The organism is Glutamicibacter nicotianae (assembly GCF_016907615.1).
GTDB classification, from domain to species: Bacteria; Actinomycetota; Actinomycetes; order Actinomycetales; family Micrococcaceae; genus Glutamicibacter; species Glutamicibacter nicotianae.
Genome location: NZ_JAFBCH010000001.1, coordinates 1,673,504 through 1,690,011 on the forward strand (window position 1 = coordinate 1,673,504; position 16,508 = coordinate 1,690,011).

A 16,508-nucleotide genomic window follows, 5' to 3' on the forward strand; every position below is an offset into this window, starting at 1 on the left:
GAATGCGACGAGTCAATTTTTCTAGTTGGGCGAGATTTGGTAGGTTTGCGTGCATGCGTATCCGTCCAGAAGTCTTCGATGACCGAGCTGCGGTGTACGCAATTACGCACGCTGCGTTCGCCGGAATCGATCCGATGGTTGAGCCTGAGGAAGTCGGACTACTGCAGCAGCTCTTCGAGTGCGACCAATATGACAACCGCTTCTCAATCGTTGCCCTGGACGACACAACGGTTATCGGCCACGTCATCGCGACATGGGGCGCAGTCAATGGGGAACCCTTACTGGGACTAGGTCCGCTGGCTGTCGCTCCGGAATACCAGCACCGGGGTGTCGGATCGATCCTGATGCAAGAAATTCATGACAGGGCCGAGCAAGAAAGCATCAGCGGCATTGTCCTGCTCGGTGCCCCAGGCTATTACAGCCGCTTCGGCTACGAAGCTGCCCAGCTGCGAGGCATCCACCCTTCGGTTCCGTCGTGGGGCGAGCACTTCATGGTGCGCGTCTTTGATGACAGCTGCCTTCCGAGCGGCGACTACCGTTATGCCAAGCCGTTTGGCGTTTAGCCGCTAATTTTCGCTGGGAATTTTCCCGTTTCTATTGTCACCTGTGCACCTCGGGCGTAAACCTGACATATGGAAACACATGAAGAGCTTCGCGAACTGTCCTTCTCCGTCTCAGGCATCATTTCCAAGTCGATCAGGCAAGTATTCGAAGCTGTGGCCGATCCGGAACAGCTTTCCCATTATTTCACTACCGGGGGAGCCGAGGGATACCTGGAAAACGGTGCCACCGTTACCTGGGACTTCCATGATTTTCCCGGAGCATTCCCGGTCAAGGTTGTGGAAGTGGAAGAACCGAAGCGCATCGTCATCCAGTGGGGCGGCCAGCAATCCACGGCTGAAGATGGCATGAATACCGTGAGATTCGACTTCGAATCCCTGGAGGACAGCACCCGAACCAAGGTGACCATCAGCGAAGCGAGCTGGATTGCCACCGATGAAGGGGCCAAGGCCGCCTTCGGCAATTGCGAAGGATGGACCGGAATGCTGGCCGCCATGAAAGCGTGGCTGGAATACGGGATCAACCTGCGCGAAGGCTTCTACAAATAGTTGGTGCCTGAGCTAGCGGCGCCGATGGTAGTACACGTGCGTCACGAGTGAAGTTTCACGGCGGGAAACGCGATCCATATGCGTTTCTATATCTTCAATCGTGATCGGCTCGCCGCGTCCCAGGCGGATCGGTGCGATATGCAGGCGCAACGCGTCAATGAGGCCGGCTCGCAGGAATTGCACGATGGTACTTGCACCGCCGGCAATGGCCACAGGATTTTCGCCAGCGGCTTCCCGTGCCTCGGCAAGGGCTTCCTCGATCCCCTCCGAGATGAATTGGAAGCTGTTCCCGCCCTGCAGGCAGATCATCGGCTTCGGATGATGGCTCAGCACGAAGACCGGGGCATGATACGGAGGATTCTCGCCCCACCACCCGATCCAGCCCGCGTCGTCTTCTCCGGCTGGAGGGCCGAACATCTTGCTGCCCATGATGAAAGCCGACGCCTGGGTAATGGCAGAAATTTCGGCCTGGTTTTCCTCAAGATTCTCGAACTGCCAACGGTGCAGCGCTTCGGCTCCTACGCCCAACGGCTGCTCCATGCTCTGATTGGGACCAGCACAGAATCCGTCCAAGGAGACGGTGACATCGCAAACTACCGGGCCCATGGCAAATGCCTCGATTCAACCTGTGTGCTGGCGGGAGGGTGGCTACTCCAACAATGAACCTGCACGCAAGCAGAATCAACCCAAAGCCCGGGAAAATCCAGCAGGAGACTCAGTTCCCGGCATCCTTCGGCGCACCGGCAACATTCCACAGCGTAGCGTGGTATTTCCGGATCAACGCGGCTTCCAGCAGCAGGGCCGCCTTGCGGTGGATGCAGGTCACCCACCGGCCTTCGAGATGCAAGCGGTCAATGGCCAAGCGCGCCACTTGCTGGACGGTCCGGGACTCTCCGCGATCGGCCTCGGCTGCCAGTTCCCGAAGCCACTGCGGGTCAGCCAACGCTTCGTCGAAGGCGTACTTGCCCAGGCCGGAGGTCGCACCCTTGCCGCTGGAATAGATCTTCAGCCGTCCGCGCAGGCCCTTGCCGCTGCGCTCGCCGGCCTGCCCCACGTAGATGGGCTTGTGGTCCCCGGCGCCGGCCCGGCGGAACATGTAGACCCCCGGAGCCACAGGTGCCGAGTCGGCGGTGGCTTCGAAGGGTTCCCACGGCGACCATTCCAGCGAATCAATGACCTGGTCATCGACGGGCTTGAGGACAATGTTCATTCCCGGTGCGCCGGCGAACTGCAGCTGGGCCAGCAAGGTGGCGGACACATGCCACGTGCCGCCTGGCTGAGGCGGCTTCTGGATTGCGCCCTTGGGACGATGCTGGCGCAGATAGCTGCGCAGCTGCTTGGTGTCTACCCCAAGGGTGCCGGCGGCTTCTTCCAAGCTGAATAGCTTCTCGTCCTTCAAAAGTGATCTGCCTTCTGCATGCCGTGAATGAACAGGTGATGATGAATCAATTTAATCCCATGCAATGCCAAAGAGCCCGGAAGGAGCTGCCTCATGGCATGTCCTTCCGGGCCTGGCGGATGCGCTACTGCACCGCATCTCGCAGCTTGGTGCTCAGGCGTCGCAGTTCATGGAATTCGTCTTCGCTCAGCGCGCTGCCCAGCAGGTTGTGCAGGTGCTTGACGTGCTCGCGCCCGATTTCCTGCTGCAGCTTGCGTCCCTTCTCGGTCAGCGAGAGCTGCATGGCGCGATGGTCATCCGGGTCGGGTTCGCGAACTACCAGCCCCTGATCTTCCAATCGGGTGACCATGCGGCTCAGGCTGGGTTGCGAGATCAGCAGCTGCTTATTCAGGTCAACCAGCCGGCTCTTGCCTCCGGGGCAGGTGCGCAAGTTGAACAGCACGTCGTACTCGCGCATGGAGAGCTTGCCGAATTCGGGCATTGCGGTGATCTGGCGCATGACCGCCACCTGTGCCCGGAAAAGCGCTTCCCAGGCATCGCTGGTGACCTTCAACGAGGCTGCTGGATTACTGGTCCCGGTCACTTGCGCCTGGCTCCTTGGTGGTTGCTTGCTCAGCGACCAGTTTAGCGTTGCGAGCGGCCACCAGGCCTTCATGCGTTGGTGCCGGGGTGAGGTCCTTCGGTGCGCGGGACTCCATTTCCTTGCGCAGTTCAGGCAGCACGTACTCGCCGAACATGTCCAGCTGGTTCAGCACGGTCTTCAGCGGAAGGCCCGCGTGGTCGATCAGGAACAGCTGGCGCTGGTAGCTGCCGAAGTATTCCTGGAAGGACAGGGTCTTCTCCAGCACCTGCTGCGGCGAGCCGACGGTCAACGGGGTCTGCGCGGTGAAGTCTTCCAGCGATGGGCCGTGCCCGTAGACCGGGGCGTTGTCGAAGTATGGGCGGAATTCCTTGACCGCCTGCTGGGAATCCTTGGCCATGTAGAACTGGCCGCCCAGTCCCACCACTGCCTGGTCTGCGCGTCCGTGGCCGTAGTGCTCGTAGCGCTCGCGGTACAGGCCGATCAGCTGCTGGTAGTGCTCCTTCGGCCAGAAGATGTTGTTGGCGAAGAAGCCGTCGCCGTAGTAGGCGGCGATTTCAGCGACCTGCGGGGTACGGATCGATCCGTGCCAGACGAACGGTGCCACGTCATCGAGCGGGCGTGGGGTCGAGGTGAAGTTCTGCAGCGGGGTGCGGAACTTGCCTTCCCAGTTCACCACATCCTCATCCCACAGGCGGCGCAGCAGGTGGTAGTTCTCCACGGTCAGGTTGACCGAGTCCTGCATGTTCTTGCCGAACCATGGGTAGACCGGGCCGGTGTTGCCGCGGCCCAGGACCAGGTCCACGCGGCCGTCGGCCAGATGCTGGAGCATCGCGAAGTCCTCGGCGATCTTCACCGGGTCATTGGTGGTGATCAGCGTAGTCGCTGTGGACAGGATGATGCGCTCGGTCTGCGCGGCAATGTAGGCCAGCGTGGTGGTGGGGGAGGAAGAGAAGAAGGGGCGGTTGTGGTGCTCGCCGATGGCGTAGACATCCATGCCGATCTCTTCGACCTTCTTGGCGATTGCCACCGATGCGTCGATGCGCTCTTTCTCGGTGGGGATGCGGCCGGTGGTCGGGTCGCGAGTGATGTCGCTGACTGAGAATACTCCGAATTGCATGTCCACTCCTGTTACGACGGTGCAAGCGTTTTGTCCTGCCATCAATTTATATGCGTATGCATGTAATAACAAATTGATGCGTCAAATATTCCCGTTCCCTGAATGGTGCACTTGCTAGCACTTGCTTCTGTTCGTTCGCGGCAGTCCTCCGGCCGCACACCGTGGCTCAGGGATGCGTGGGGATGAAGCCGCCGCCCCAGAAGAGGGAATTGTGCTCATGGGGCAATTCCATTGATGTTCCCTGTGGCGTGCACTGGCAATGGCGCCGGTGCTTGCGCAGCTACCGCAGATAACGCCGCAGCTGGCGCGCGTTCAACGGAGTAGCGTTCCCGGCATCAAGTTGCAGTTCCGGCTTCAGTGAGAACGGGGTGTTGCGTGGGTGGATCTGGGTGATGCTCAAGTCGTGGCCTTTCGTCGTTATTCATACGACAGCCAACAGGCTCTAGCTAACTTGAGGTCAAGCGGGTTGACCTGAATAATTCCTTTCATGACCCCCAGCGAATCCGCAGTGCCAACCAGGAAAAACCAATTGGGCATCGGGGATCTTGCACGCCGGGCCGGGGTATTCAGTCGCCACCATCAGGTTCTATGAATCGCGGAACCTGATTTTCTCCACCCGTACCAGCGGGAACATGCGCCTTTTTCCCAAGCACACGCTGCGCAGGTTGGCCATTATTGCCGCCGGCCAGCGTGTGGGGCTGACCTTGGCCGAAATTGCCGACGAGTTGAGTGAGCTGCCCGAGGCCTATTGAGCGGATCCAAGAAGTGAGCCGGTATTTGCCAACCAACGCAGCGACGTTCATGGCGACCGGAGCCAGCGAACCGTACGGGCTTTTGGTGGCCTTGATGGTCTTGATTGCGTGGAGCGTTGCTTTGCTCGGCGCAGCATGCATCAGCTTGAAACGCCGGGATGCCTAGCCATGGGCGGGCGCCAGGCCGCCGGCCAGCGAAATTGCGCAGGCAGTGCACGGCGGGGCATCCGGCGTGATGCCCGAAACTCCCGCCGTGCGCAAGCCGTTGCTTTTCTAGGCCTTGGATCGCAGCTGGGCCCGGTCGCGCCATGCTGCGGTGCTCCACAGTGCGAGCGCTACCAGCGCTGGCTGGAAGAAGAGCCGGGCCAGTCGTTTCGCGTCGGTGTCCAGGCCGAACGCGTCGCGTCCCTCCTGCCACTGGGCTAGATTGCCGGGGAATACCGCGACGAAGAAGAGGGCGGCGATCCAACCCACGGCTACCCGCTTCTTGAGCAGCGCGAGCAAGGAAAGTCCCAGACCGATTTCCACGACGCCGGAAAGGATGACCGTCAGGTCCGGATCCAGCGGGACGAAGTCCGGGACCTGGGCGCGGAATTCCTCGCGGGCAAAGGTCAGGTGGCTGACCCCGGCGAAGCCTAGGAACGCCCCGAGCGCGCTCCGTGCGCCGTGCCGCGCGAAACCCAGTGGCTTCCCCTCCCGGGACCTAGTCATCGCTGACGCTGACAAGGACATCGATGTTGCCGCGGGTGGCATTGGAGTAGGGGCAGACTTGGTGAGCCGCATCGGCCAGTTCCTGGGCCAGTGCGGGTTCCAGGCCGGGAATGATGACTTCCAGCTCTACCGACAACTTGAATCCGTTCTCCCCGTCGCGGTTCAGGTGGACACGGCCGCCGACGCTGGAGTCGTCAATTTTTACCTTGCGGCCGCGCGCGACCAGATTTAATGCCGAGTGGAAGCAAGCGGCGTAGCCAGCGGCGAACAGCTGTTCCGGGTTGGTACCGGCTCCCGAGCCGCCTAGTTCTGCCGGGGAGGTCAATACCAGGTCGAGCTTGCCGTCGGGGGTCTGGACGCGCCCTTCGCGGCCTTGGCCGGTGGACAGGGACTCTGCGGTGTATAGGGTTTCCATGGAATTGCCTTTCGTTGATGGTGAAAGCTTGTAGCTATTTTCGGGAGGGTTGCTCCGGAGCAGGGATTTCCTGCATGGAAGTGGTGATGCGGTGCAGGGTTGCCAGCAGCGCTTTGGCGCTTTGCATATCCGGCAATCCGGTACCGCAAGCAATCTGCGCCGGTATGTGCGCCAAGTCCTTGCGCAAGGATGTTCCAGCGGGAGTCAAGCTGACGTTGACGACGCGGCTGTCCTGGCCATCGCGGCGGCGTTCAATGAAGCCCTTCTGCTCCAGTCGGCGAAGTAGCGGAGACAGGGTCCCGGAGTCCAGCTGGAGCATTTCGCCGATCTCGCGCACCGGCTTATCGCCTTCGGTCCACAGCGAAACAAGCACCAAGTACTGGGTGTAGGTCAGCTGCCACGGGGCGAGCAGTTCGGTATATGCGCGAGTGGTTGCCCGGCTTGCCGAGTAGAGGGAGAAGCACACCATATCGTCAACTATTGCCATGGAATAATGATTGCACGCAATTCAATTGTGCGCAACTTAAATATTAATGGTTTATCCAAGCTTGGAGCTGCAATCAATGCAGAACAGGGATTTGGACGTGGCCGCGCTTCGCGTCCGTGAGCTGCCGTCGCTAAGCTGGGATCCATGAGCATCGGAAAACACCCGGCGAAGACCGGCGGGCGCAACTGCCCCCGCCTGGCGGTCGTCCGCTCGCTGTTCCTGATCAGCGCGGTGCTTCTCGGCTTGTTTTCGATGCACGTGATGAACCATGGAGCCCATGCGCAGTCCTTGGAACCGGTGGCCCAGACACATCCGGCAGACGCCGACCCCGCGCCACATGCTCCGCCAGCCGACGCGGGTGGCTCGGAGCAGGGCTGCGCCGACTGTCCGATGGACCATGGCATGACCGCCGCGGGTTGCGTGTTGGCGCTGCTGGCCATGCTGCTGTTCTTGCGGCCGCCGCATACCGTAGCCGTGCTCCCGACGGCGTTCCCGCAAACGTTGTGCGCGGCATCGACCCTGCCGGGTATCGGGCCTGAAAAACCTGATCTGGTTGCCTTGGGGATCTGCCGAACGTGAGGGCTTGGCCGGTCCACGCACCGGCCTCCGGCTGGTTCCGGCGCCGCCGCAGGCGGGCGCCGTTCACGTTCGATATCCACCAGGAGAATTACCATGAACAAGCAGATCCTCATTTGCAGCGCCCTCGTGCTGGGCGCAACGCTCGCCCTCGCCGGATGCGCGGGGGAATCATCAAGTACCCCGGCGCCGAGCGCCTCAGCGTCCGATTCGCATGCCGGCCATTCCATGGACCGGTCAGCGTCAGCCAACGATGCCGACATGGCTTTCGCTTCGGGCATGAAGGTGCACCATGAACAGGCGATCGAGATGTCCGAGATGATCTTGGGCAAGAAAGACATCCCGCAGGAGGTCACAGCCTTGGCCGAGCGCATCAAGGCAGCCCAGGCGCCGGAGATCGAGCGAATGGATGGATGGCTGGACGAGTGGGACATGCCAGAAGGCATGGACCACGGCAGCATGGAGCACGATGGCATGGTTCCGGAAGACGGGATCAAGGCACTGCAGGAAGCTTCCGGAAAGGAAGCGGCGCAGCTGTTCCTCGAGCAGATGATCATGCATCACGAAGGTGCGGTGGACATGGCCGAGTCGGAGCTGGAGGACGGCCAGAATGCCGAGGCCAAGGAATTGGCTGGGCAGATCATCGACTCTCAGACAGCTGAAATCGATGAAATGAAACAGCTGCTGGCTGGACTGTAAACGGTGCTGCGAACCAGGAAGATGGGATATCACTTGACTCAACGAATTTCGCCCCCTCGCACTGCACGCTGGAAGGCGGCAGCAACCGGCGCTGGAACCGTCCTGGCACTGGCCCTCCTCGCAGGATGCAGTGCCGGGCAACCAGCAAGCCAGTCTGCCACGACAGCCATCGGTGCCGAGCACGCAGGGCAGTTCCTTGCCGAGCTGGGACTGGAGGGGTTGGACGCCAAGCAGGTCATCGACCAGCTCGACCGCATGCCACTGGATCAACGGCCTGAGAACTTCACCGCCCAGGTGAAACCAACGCAGCTGGTGCTGGCCGATGAATCGGGACGCACCGCGAACCTGCCGCTACCCGAAGACCAGTACTACCTCTCGGCCGCACCCTATGTGGACCAGACGCACAGCTGCCATTTCCATAGCCTCACCACCTGCGTAGGGCAGCTGCAAGGCGTGGAAATGAAGGTCAAGGCAGTCAACTCGGATACCGGTGAAGTATTGGTGGACCAGGACATGGAATCCTTCGACAACGGATTTATCGGCCTGTGGGTTCCGCGGGGAATTTCGGTGGACCTGGAGTTCACGTACCAGGGAAAGACCGCGCAAACCACGGTGACCACCGCCGGGGATGAGAACGCGACCTGCCTGACGGAGCTGCAGCTGGTGTAGCACCAGCTGTCGTTGGCTTCGCGATAACGGCATCGGGCCTGCAACCACCGTTGTGGTTGCAGGCCCGATTTCTATCGACGCTGAAAGCTAGTCGTCAGTCTTTGGCGGCGTCTGCTTCATCATCTCTTCGAACGCGCGGCGTTCCTTGCGCGAGACCGGAATCTGTCCGGTCAACGGGTTGACGACCTGATCGGCCGGTGCCGCCGGATTCTCATTCTTGCCAGCCTTGCCGGTCCCGGCTGGTTTCGGCTGTTCCTTGCCCTTGTCTGTGACTCCGGCTCTGTCTTCGGACTTGGACTTGGCATCGGCTGCCGGTGCAGCCTCCGGCGCGATCTTGGCGCTGGCGCTGTCCATGGCACGGGTCAGGTCCTGGGCCGCGGTGTGCTGCTGCGCCGAATGCCTGCGCGCGGAGCGGGCCTTGGCGTTCTTCTCCTTGCGGGACTCGACCAAGCGGTAGAGCACCGGCACCAGGATCAGCGTGAGCAAGGTGGAGGAGACCAGGCCGCCGATGACCACCACAGCCAAAGGCTGGGAGATGAAACCCGACTGGCCGGTCAGGCCCAGGCCCATCGGCACCAGCGCGAAGATGGTCGCCAGCGCGGTCATCAAAATCGGGCGCAGGCGCTGGCGGGCGCCGTGCATGATGGCATCTTCCAGTGCCATGGCATGGCGCTCGGCCGTGTCCTCGCGATACTGGTTGATCAGGTCGATCAGCACAATCGCGTTGGTCACCACGATGCCCACCAGCATCAGCATGCCGATCAGCGACGGCAGGCCCAGCGGGATGCCGGAGATCAGCAGCAGGCCGATCGCGCCGGTAGCCGCGAACGGAATCGAGACCAGCAGGATCAGCGGCTGGATCAGCGACTTGAACGTCGCCACCATGATCACGTAGACAATGGCGATGGCCGCCAGCAGCGCCAGGTACAGCTGGTTGAAGGACTCGGCCTGCTCGGTGGCTGCGCCGCCGATTTCGGCAGTGGCGCCCTCAGGCAGCTGCACCGACTCCAGTCGCTCGGTGACGTCCTTGGACACATCCCCGAGCATGTTCTCCGCAGGAGTCAGGGTGACGGTGGCGATCCGCTCGCCGTTGGAGGTGGTGACCTGCTGGACCACCTTGGCGCGTTCCACGGTGGCCAGGTCCTGCAGTTCCTTGACGCCGGCGGCGGTCGGGATCTCCAGCTCGCGCAGCTTGTCAAGGCTGTCCAGGTCCATGCCCTCGCCGATCTGCACCGTCATGTCGGTGTAGTCCAGGCGCAGCGTGCCGGCAGGAACGGGGGAGACCTGGGAGGCAACCATGCCAGCCAGCTGGGTTTCGGTCAGCCCGGACTCGGCGGCCTTGGTGGCATCGATATCGATGGAGACCTGCTCGCGTTCGGCAGAGAGGTTATCGGAGATTTCGGTGACGTGCGCGGTGCCTTCCAGCGCTTCGCGCGTCGCGGTGGTCGCCTCACGCAGGATTCCCTCATCCGGGGCCTTGACCTCGACGGTGACATCGCTGGACATCATGGCCGAGGAGTTCGAGCCGAACCCCAGGTCCAGGTCCTTGGGCAGGTCCAGTGCCTCGACCTGCTCGCGCACCGTGTTTTTCAGCGCTTCCTGGTCCGCATCGGGATCGGTGATCACGGTGAAGCTGGCGGTGTCCGAGCCGGAGGAGAACATGGCCGCCATGCCGCTGGCGGTGCCCACGGTCAGCTGGACATCTTCGATGCCGTCGATGTCCGCGAGCTTTGATTCGATCTTCGCCGCTTCCTTCTCGGTGGTTTCCATGGCCGTGCCCGACGGCATTTCGGCGGTGATGGAAATCGAGTTCTCACCGGTGGAGCCCAGCAGGTTGGTGTTCAGCAGCGGGGTCATCGCCACGGTGCCGGCAAGCACCAGCACGGAGGCGAGCAGCGTGATGACCGGGTGCTTCTGGGTCTTCTTCAGCACCGGGATATAGGCGCGCTGCAGCCAGGACTTGTCTTCGGCTACGTGCACGGTGTGGGTTTCGCCGCTGCCCGGGCGGTGCGGCAGGAACCAGTACGCCAGCACCGGGACGATGGTCAGCGATACCAGCAGCGAGGCCAGCAGCGCGATGGTCATGGTCAGCGCGAACGGGCTGAACAGCTCGCCGGCCATGCCGCCCACTAAGGCGATCGGCAGGAATACCGCCACGGTGGTCAGGGTCGCCGCGGTAACGGCGCCGGCAACTTCCTTGACCGCCAGCAGGATGGCCTGCGCCTTGGATTCGCCGTGGGCCAGATGGCGCTTGATGTTCTCGATGACCACAATCGAGTCATCCACCACGCGGCCAATGGAAATGGTCAGTGCGCCCAGGGTCAGCATGTTCAGCGTGTACCCGAAGACATTCATCCCGATGAACGTCGCCATCAGTGACAGCGGGATGGAGATTGCGGTGACCAGGGTGGAGCGTACCGAGAAGAGGAACACCAGGATGATGATCACGGCGAAGCCCAGGCCCAGCGCGCCTTCCAGTGCCAGGTGCTTGATCGAGTCCTCGATGAACGGCGCCTGGTCGAAGATCGTGGTCATGGTGGCCTTGTGGCCCAGCTCCGCTTCCAGCTCGGCGAGCATCGCGGTGATGGCATGCGAGATGGCTACGGTGTCGCCATCCGGGGTCTTGGTGACCTGGATGGACAGGGTCTCCTCGCCGTTGGTGCGGGTGATGCTGGTGGCCTCGTCGGCCTGCACCGAGACCTCGGCGACGTCCTTGAGCAGCACCGGGCCGTTGTCGGTGACCAGCGGGATGTCCTTGATGGCGTCCAGGGTATCCGGGGTGGAACCGGCGATCACCGGAAGCTCCAGTCCGTCGACGTCCATGTTGCCGATGGGCATGGGGGAGCCGGCGTTCTCGATGCCGTCCTTCAGGTCCGCGACGGACAGCCCGGCCTCGCGCATCTGGCTGTCCTTCGGGATCACCGCAATGTGCTGGGAGGAGCCGCCGGAGACCGAGGCCTCGCGCACGCCGTCGATCTTCTGCAGCTTGGGCAGGGTGATGCGCTCCACGTCGTCGTTGAGCGCTTCCAGCGACTGGTCCGAGGAGACCGCCAGGACCAGTACCGGGAAATCGGCGATGGAACCGGCGAAGGCGGTCGGCTCCACATCCTCGGGCAGCTGGGACTTGGAGTTGGCAATGGCCCGTTCCACCTGGGTGCGGGCGCGGTCCATGTCCGTGCCGTATTCGAAGGTCAAGCCGATGCGGGTGAAGCCGGTCTGCGAGGTGGCGGTGGAGGATTCCAGGCCCTCGACAGCCTGCAGCGCGGTTTCCAGCGGTTCGGCGACCTGTTCGTCGATCACCTCGGGGCTGGAACCCATTTGGGTTGCCATGACCGAGATCTGCGGGAATTCCAGTTCCGGGATCAGCTCCTGCTTGAGCGATCCCATGGAAATCACGCCGAAAACGGCGGCGAAAACCGTGATGAGCGCAATGAGCGCCCGGTTCTTCAATGACAAGATGGCCAAGCGCTGCATGCGGGTGAGGTCCTCGTTGTGTCGCAGTGGGAAGGGCTTATATCCAACTTTAGTTGGTTGCCGTTGCACAACGGTCACCGAGAGATGTTAAGCACGCAAAAATCATCCGAATGGACTACCCGGCAGCCGCACGAGGCTGGAATTGGATGCTGCTTTTTGATTTTTCGGGCTTGCGCCATTCTGCCGGCCTGACACATGCGTCATCGGATGCCGCGGGTGCTTCCTTGGCCGGGGAACATTGGAAAACGACCCCGGCGTTGTGAATTGCCGTTGCCGTCGATCACGCGAAGATTCTGCCGATCGCCCGGCTCTTTGTGCGGAATGGCGCGCATACTCGATCTACGGGATAGTCCCGCGGAACTTCGCGGAAGGGCAGGGCAGCCATGGATCGGGATACTCTACGCAGCGTGAAGAAGCCATTGAAGCAGCTGTACCGCGAGCAGCCGGATGCTGGAAGCATCGTGCTGGAGGCCAGCGGAACGCTCGGAGAAGAAGGGCTGTCCTGCTCGGTGCACGCCGGCCAAGCCCTGGTGGACGCCGGCCTGCACCCGTCCACCGGCGGGGACGGGACGCCGGCCTGCTCGGGGGACATGCTCCTGCAGGCGCTGGTGGCCTGTGCCGGTGTCACCTTGGCCGCGGTGGCGATCAACCGCTTGCTGAGCGTGAGCGGCAGCGTCCACGCGAGGGGCGTGCTGGATGTGCGCGGCACCTTGGGCTCGGACCCGGACGCCGCGGTGGGGTTCAGCTCGATTAAGCTGTCCTTCGAGCTGCAGACCGAGGCCAGCGAGCAGGAAGTCGCGCAGCTGATCGAGGCCACCGAAAAGTATTGCGTGGTGCTCCAGACCTTGAAATCCCCGCTGGACATCGAGGTCGCCGCGTCGGTGCAAAAACCTGCGGTACTGCTTAGCCCGGATATGCGAAGAACCGCCCACCAATGCTGGTGGACGGTTCTCGTAGTGCCAGGTGGCTACAGTCCCAGGGACTTGTCGGTCGCCGCCTTGACCTCAGCGTAGAGTGCCGGGTTCTCGTTCAGCTTCTGGCCGTAGGAAGGAATCATGTCCTTCAGCTTCGACTCCCAGCCGGCGAACTGCTTAGGGAAGCAGCGCGAGAGCAGGCCGATCATGATCGGGGTAGCGGTCGACGCGCCTGGCGAAGCGCCGAGCAGGCCGGAGATCGAGCCGTCCGAGGAAGTGATGACCTCGGTGCCGAACTGCAGCACGCCGCCCTTCTTGGCATCCTTCTTGATGACCTGGACGCGCTGGCCGGCGGTGATCAGTTCCCACTTGGAACCATCAGCCTGAGGGAAGTACTCTGCCAGCGACTCGTCCTTCTTGGCGCGCGACTTGAGAACTTCCTTGATCAGGTAGGTGGTCAGATCCAGGTTGTCCTTGCCCACGGCCAGCATCGGGATGATGTTGTGCGGACGCAGGGACAGTGGAAGATCCAGCTGGCCGGTGGACTTCAGGAAGTTCATCGAGAAGCCGGCGTACGGGCCGAACATCAGCGAGCGCTTGCCGTCGACAAAGCGGGTGTCCAGGTGCGGCACCGACATTGGAGGTGCGCCCACGGAAGCCTGGCCGTAAACCTTGGCATGGTGCTGGTTGATGACGGTTTCGTCGGTGCAGCGCAGGAACTGCCCGGAGACCGGGAATCCGCCGAAGCCCTTGATCTCGTCGATGCCTGCCTTCTGCAGCAGCGGCAGTGCGCCGCCGCCCGCGCCGACGAACACGAACTTGGCCTTGACGTTCTTCACTGCGCCCGAAGCATTGTCCTTGACGGTCAGCTCCCAGCCGGCGCCCGAACGCTTGAGGCCCTTGACCTTGTGGCCGTAGTTCACCGAGGCGCCGGCGGCGCTCAGCGAGTCGGTCAACTCGCGGGTCAACCGGCCGAAATCGACGTCGGTGCCGGAGACCACGCGGGACGCGGCGACCTTCTGCGAGGCGTCGCGGCCCTTGGCAACCAGCGGGGTCCACTCGTTGATGGTGCCCAGGTCGTTGGTGATTTCCAGTTCGTCGAACAGGGCGTTCGGCTTCAGCGCCTCGTAGCGCGTCTGCAGGTACTTGGAGTGGTCCTCGCCGATGACGAAGGACATGTGCGGCAGGGCGTTGATGAAGCTGTTGTCAGCTACGCGCTTGTTCTCCACGGCCCACGAGTAGAACTGGCGGGACACCTGGAACTGCTCGTTGATGCCGATGGCCTTGGCCGGATCGACCGAGCCGTCAGCCTTGGCAGCGGTGTAGTTCAGCTCGCACAGTGCCGAGTGGCCGGTGCCTGCGTTGTTCCAAGGCGAGGAGGATTCCTGCCCGGCCTTGTCCAGGTTCTCGAAAAGACCAATGGACCAGGTTGGCTCCAGCTGGTTGATCATGGTGCCAAGGGTGGCACTCATGATGCCGGCACCGATTAGTACTACGTCAAAAGATTCGGTTGACGTTTCAGAAGGCACGAGGATCTCCATCGACAGTGATACTTTGCTCTCTCCCAGAGTAGACCCATATCCCCGGGGGCCAGAAATCGTTAACTGGGTTAACGGTCGCTAACTTGAGATGGACGGTGAATTCGTCATCTGCACATCCGCGTAGCACTCGTTGAGCATTGGCGATGGCGGATAGAAGGTGACGTTTCCGTTAAACGCCAGCGCAGAGATCGGAAAGACCAAGGGGAGCGCGGGCAGATCGGTGTTCAGGGTCTTGAGGATATCGGCATAGGCGGCGGTCCGCTCCTCGCCAAATGGGACGGAACGGGCCAGCATGACCTGTGAGTCAAGTAACGCCGAGGTGTAGCCGAACTCATTCTCCTTGGAAGCCAGAATGCCCGAAAGGAAGTCGTCGGCGGAACGGTAGCCGCCGGAGAAGCCCAGCAGGTGCAGCCCATTGAAGTCCTTGGACTGCACGGTCTGCACATAGCCGTCGGTCCAGGCGATCGGCTTGGGCTTGATGCGGATCCCCACCGCGGCCAGGTCGTCGGCGATCTGCGCGAAGGTGCGCTCGGGCAACGGCAGGTAGTTGCGCGAAACCCGCAGCGGATAGGCGAATTCGATTTCTTCACCGTCGTAGCCCAGCTCGTCCAGCAACGCCTTGGCCTTCGTGGCGTCGTGGTTGGGGGTTTCTTCCGGAGCCGGAATGCTCAGCGCGGGAGGCAACAGGGTGGAAGCATGCTTGGATCCTTGCAGGAACAGCTTCTCGGCCAGCGAGCTGCGGTTGATCGCATGGGCAATGGCCATGCGGAAATCCGGCTTGGCCAGCCACTTGTTGCGCTGGTCCATGCCGAGGTAGAGCACCGAGAAGGGGTCGCGCTGGACGACCACCTTGGCATTGCGCACCAGGGTGCGCATGATGTCCACCGACACCATGTCGAAGCCGTCGATTTCATCGGCCAGCAGCGCGCCTTCGCGGTTGTAGGGCGAAGGAACTGCGGAGATCAGCGCGACTTCAGGATGCCCGGTGTTATTGTCCAGGCGCGCCTGGTTCCAGTAGTCCTTGAAGATCTCCAGGCGCACAACGCCGTTGCCATTGGAGACGAAGGTGTACGGTCCGGTACCTACCGGGTGGGTGGACAGCGACTGGGCAGGATTCTGCTTTGGTCCGCCGGTCAACGCGCTCGGTGCGGCGATGGCCATGCCCGGCAAGGTCAGCGCGTCGACCAGCCCTGGCAGCCTGCGGCGCAAGTTCAAGGTGACCACGTACTCGCCGGTGGCCTCGACGGACGCGAAATAGCTTGCCGAACCCGCGGAGGATTTGCCTTCAAAGAGCTTCGTCTCGAACTGCTTGGACAACTCTTCGAGCTGCTCGGTGCGCGACTGCTGGGTGGCCAGCTCTTCTTCGGTAGCCTCGCCAGTGCTCTTGAAGGTCTTCTCAAGTTCCTTGGCGGTGGGCAGCTTGGGGATGTCGCTATCGATGTGGAAGATGTTCGCGAAACCCTGGCTGGAGGTGGTGCGCAGCTGCGGCGACAAGTTCTCCCAGCGGTTGAAGTTGGCGACCACTGCCTTAGCGGTCAATTCGGTGCCGTCATGGAAGAGCACGCCCTGGCGCAGGGTAAAGGTGTAGCGCAGGCCGTCGGGGCTTTCGGTCCAGGATTCGGCCAGGCCGGCTACGGTGCTGCCGGTATCCGGATCGATGTCGACCAGCGTTTCGTAAACCTGGCGGGTGATCCGGAAGGATTCGTTATCGCCGACGATGGCTGGATCGAGTTTGACCGGGGGAGCGGCTGCCGCCAAGCGCAGGGTCCGCGGAACAGGCGTCGCGCTGGCGGTGGCCGAGGGCGAAGCGGAGGCAGCGGGCCCGGAATTGCCGGTGCAGGCGGTCAGCGCCAGTGCGGTTGTCGCCAATGTACCGGTCAGCAATGCGCGTCGTGATACGGGTTTCGGTGGCAATTCGGGCACGGGGATGGCTCATCTTCCTTCGGCAGGCGGTACTGCTTTGCGCAGGGAACAAGCAGGGAGCAATGCGCAAAGGTATTTATCAAAGATAGCGCACCACGTCCACGGCTCCGGGAGCCAAAACTCCCGGAGCCGTCAACTG

Annotated in this window: 18 protein-coding genes; 8 read left to right on the forward strand and 10 right to left on the reverse strand. The window is 62.1% G+C overall.

The features are described 5' to 3' along the window. Positions 1-53 precede the first annotated feature (53 nt). Together JOE62_RS08050 and JOE62_RS08055 are read left to right on the forward strand one after the other, a co-directional pair. A complete protein-coding gene (locus JOE62_RS08050; protein ID WP_204721718.1) occupies positions 54-563 on the forward strand; it encodes a GNAT family N-acetyltransferase in 510 nt (169 codons plus the stop codon). Positions 564-632: 69 nt separating this feature from the next. Further along, positions 633-1,109 carry an SRPBCC domain-containing protein gene (locus JOE62_RS08055; protein WP_204721720.1) on the forward strand — a complete coding sequence of 159 codons (477 nt, stop codon included), beginning with the start codon at positions 633-635 and terminating at the stop codon, positions 1,107-1,109. Between the two features lie 12 nt (positions 1,110-1,121). Here JOE62_RS08055 and JOE62_RS08060 read toward each other — a convergent pair whose 3' ends face one another. From JOE62_RS08060 to JOE62_RS08075, 4 genes are all read right to left on the reverse strand, one after another. Continuing rightward, entirely contained in the window at positions 1,122-1,715 is a 594-nt protein-coding gene (locus JOE62_RS08060; RefSeq protein WP_204721722.1) for a dihydrofolate reductase family protein, read from the reverse strand. Between the two features lie 109 nt (positions 1,716-1,824). Next, positions 1,825-2,508 (reverse strand): hypothetical protein, encoded by a 684-nt coding sequence (locus tag JOE62_RS08065; RefSeq protein WP_204721724.1) that lies wholly within the window; start codon positions 2,506-2,508, stop codon positions 1,825-1,827. A gap of 124 nt (positions 2,509-2,632) precedes the next feature. Further along, positions 2,633-3,091, reverse strand: a complete 459-nt coding sequence (locus tag JOE62_RS08070) for a MarR family transcriptional regulator (RefSeq protein ID WP_204721726.1) — start codon at positions 3,089-3,091, stop codon at positions 2,633-2,635. Continuing rightward, positions 3,075-4,208, reverse strand: coding sequence for an LLM class flavin-dependent oxidoreductase (locus JOE62_RS08075; protein ID WP_204721728.1), 1,134 nt, complete (start codon positions 4,206-4,208; stop codon positions 3,075-3,077). The genes JOE62_RS08070 and JOE62_RS08075 overlap by 17 nt, the downstream gene beginning before the upstream one ends. 545 nt (positions 4,209-4,753) lie before the next feature. On the opposite strand from JOE62_RS08075, the gene JOE62_RS08080 reads away from it, so the two are divergent. Both JOE62_RS08080 and JOE62_RS08085 read left to right on the forward strand, forming a co-directional pair. Next, a complete protein-coding gene (locus tag JOE62_RS08080; RefSeq protein ID WP_204721730.1) occupies positions 4,754-4,960 on the forward strand; it encodes a MerR family transcriptional regulator in 207 nt (68 codons plus the stop codon). A 13-nt stretch (positions 4,961-4,973) separates the two neighbouring features. Then, positions 4,974-5,126, forward strand: a complete 153-nt coding sequence (locus JOE62_RS08085) for a hypothetical protein (RefSeq protein ID WP_204721732.1) — start codon at positions 4,974-4,976, stop codon at positions 5,124-5,126. Between the two features lie 107 nt (positions 5,127-5,233). On the opposite strand, the gene JOE62_RS08090 is transcribed toward JOE62_RS08085, so the two are convergent. From JOE62_RS08090 to JOE62_RS08100, 3 genes are read right to left on the reverse strand one after another with little or no spacing between them, the layout of a single operon-like run. Beyond that, on the reverse strand, positions 5,234-5,671 hold the full coding sequence (locus tag JOE62_RS08090) for a DoxX family protein (protein ID WP_204721734.1): 438 nt from the start codon (positions 5,669-5,671) through the stop codon (positions 5,234-5,236). After that, a complete protein-coding gene (locus JOE62_RS08095) occupies positions 5,664-6,086 on the reverse strand; it encodes an organic hydroperoxide resistance protein (RefSeq protein WP_204721736.1) in 423 nt (140 codons plus the stop codon). Before JOE62_RS08095 ends, JOE62_RS08090 begins: the two co-directional genes overlap by 8 nt. A 34-nt stretch (positions 6,087-6,120) precedes the next feature. Further along, positions 6,121-6,573 carry a MarR family winged helix-turn-helix transcriptional regulator gene (locus tag JOE62_RS08100; protein WP_239543277.1) on the reverse strand — a complete coding sequence of 151 codons (453 nt, stop codon included), beginning with the start codon at positions 6,571-6,573 and terminating at the stop codon, positions 6,121-6,123. A gap of 144 nt (positions 6,574-6,717) precedes the next feature. On the opposite strand from JOE62_RS08100, the gene JOE62_RS08105 reads away from it, so the two are divergent. The 3 genes from JOE62_RS08105 (at position 6,718) to JOE62_RS08115 (ending at position 8,517) form a co-directional block, all read left to right on the forward strand. After that, entirely contained in the window at positions 6,718-7,152 is a 435-nt protein-coding gene (locus JOE62_RS08105) for a hypothetical protein (RefSeq protein ID WP_204721738.1), read from the forward strand. Between the two features lie 93 nt (positions 7,153-7,245). Then, positions 7,246-7,848: a DUF305 domain-containing protein gene (locus tag JOE62_RS08110; protein WP_204721740.1), complete on the forward strand. Its 603-nt coding sequence runs from the start codon at positions 7,246-7,248 to the stop codon at positions 7,846-7,848. Positions 7,849-7,881: 33 nt separating this feature from the next. After that, positions 7,882-8,517, forward strand: coding sequence for a CueP family metal-binding protein (locus JOE62_RS08115; RefSeq protein ID WP_204721742.1), 636 nt, complete (start codon positions 7,882-7,884; stop codon positions 8,515-8,517). 87 nt (positions 8,518-8,604) lie between these two features. Here the strand turns inward: JOE62_RS08115 and JOE62_RS08120 are convergent, their stop codons facing one another. Further along, positions 8,605-11,991, reverse strand: a complete 3,387-nt coding sequence (locus JOE62_RS08120) for an efflux RND transporter permease subunit (RefSeq protein ID WP_204721744.1) — start codon at positions 11,989-11,991, stop codon at positions 8,605-8,607. A gap of 407 nt (positions 11,992-12,398) precedes the next feature. Here JOE62_RS08120 and JOE62_RS08125 point away from each other — a divergent pair, with 407 nt between their 5' ends. Continuing rightward, positions 12,399-13,004 (forward strand): OsmC family protein, encoded by a 606-nt coding sequence (locus JOE62_RS08125; protein WP_204721746.1) that lies wholly within the window; start codon positions 12,399-12,401, stop codon positions 13,002-13,004. On the opposite strand, the gene JOE62_RS08130 is transcribed toward JOE62_RS08125, so the two are convergent. Then, the gene (locus JOE62_RS08130; protein ID WP_204721748.1) at positions 12,959-14,446 is read right to left on the reverse strand and encodes a malate:quinone oxidoreductase; all 1,488 of its coding nucleotides are present in this window, start codon (positions 14,444-14,446) and stop codon (positions 12,959-12,961) included. The two genes, JOE62_RS08125 and JOE62_RS08130, sit on opposite strands and share 46 nt — an antisense overlap. A 78-nt stretch (positions 14,447-14,524) precedes the next feature. Further along, a complete protein-coding gene (locus JOE62_RS08135) occupies positions 14,525-16,369 on the reverse strand; it encodes an ABC transporter substrate-binding protein (RefSeq protein WP_204721750.1) in 1,845 nt (614 codons plus the stop codon). Positions 16,370-16,508 lie beyond the last annotated feature (139 nt).

What these genes read in the sequence shown, in the direction of transcription:
- JOE62_RS08120 (WP_204721744.1), bottom strand. Translation starts at nt 11,991, where the DNA reads ATGCAGCGCTTGGCCATCTTGTCATTGAAGAACCGGGCGCTCATTGCG.
- JOE62_RS08060 (WP_204721722.1), bottom strand. Translation starts at nt 1,715, where the DNA reads ATGGGCCCGGTAGTTTGCGATGTCACCGTCTCCTTGGACGGATTCTGT.
- JOE62_RS08050 (WP_204721718.1), top strand. Translation starts at nt 54, where the DNA reads ATGCGTATCCGTCCAGAAGTCTTCGATGACCGAGCTGCGGTGTACGCA.
- JOE62_RS08090 (WP_204721734.1), bottom strand. Translation starts at nt 5,671, where the DNA reads ATGACTAGGTCCCGGGAGGGGAAGCCACTGGGTTTCGCGCGGCACGGC.
- JOE62_RS08110 (WP_204721740.1), top strand. Translation starts at nt 7,246, where the DNA reads ATGAACAAGCAGATCCTCATTTGCAGCGCCCTCGTGCTGGGCGCAACG.
- JOE62_RS08075 (WP_204721728.1), bottom strand. Translation starts at nt 4,208, where the DNA reads ATGCAATTCGGAGTATTCTCAGTCAGCGACATCACTCGCGACCCGACC.
- JOE62_RS08055 (WP_204721720.1), top strand. Translation starts at nt 633, where the DNA reads ATGGAAACACATGAAGAGCTTCGCGAACTGTCCTTCTCCGTCTCAGGC.
- JOE62_RS08130 (WP_204721748.1), bottom strand. Translation starts at nt 14,446, where the DNA reads ATGGAGATCCTCGTGCCTTCTGAAACGTCAACCGAATCTTTTGACGTA.
- JOE62_RS08100 (WP_239543277.1), bottom strand. Translation starts at nt 6,573, where the DNA reads ATGGCAATAGTTGACGATATGGTGTGCTTCTCCCTCTACTCGGCAAGC.
- JOE62_RS08105 (WP_204721738.1), top strand. Translation starts at nt 6,718, where the DNA reads ATGAGCATCGGAAAACACCCGGCGAAGACCGGCGGGCGCAACTGCCCC.
- JOE62_RS08095 (WP_204721736.1), bottom strand. Translation starts at nt 6,086, where the DNA reads ATGGAAACCCTATACACCGCAGAGTCCCTGTCCACCGGCCAAGGCCGC.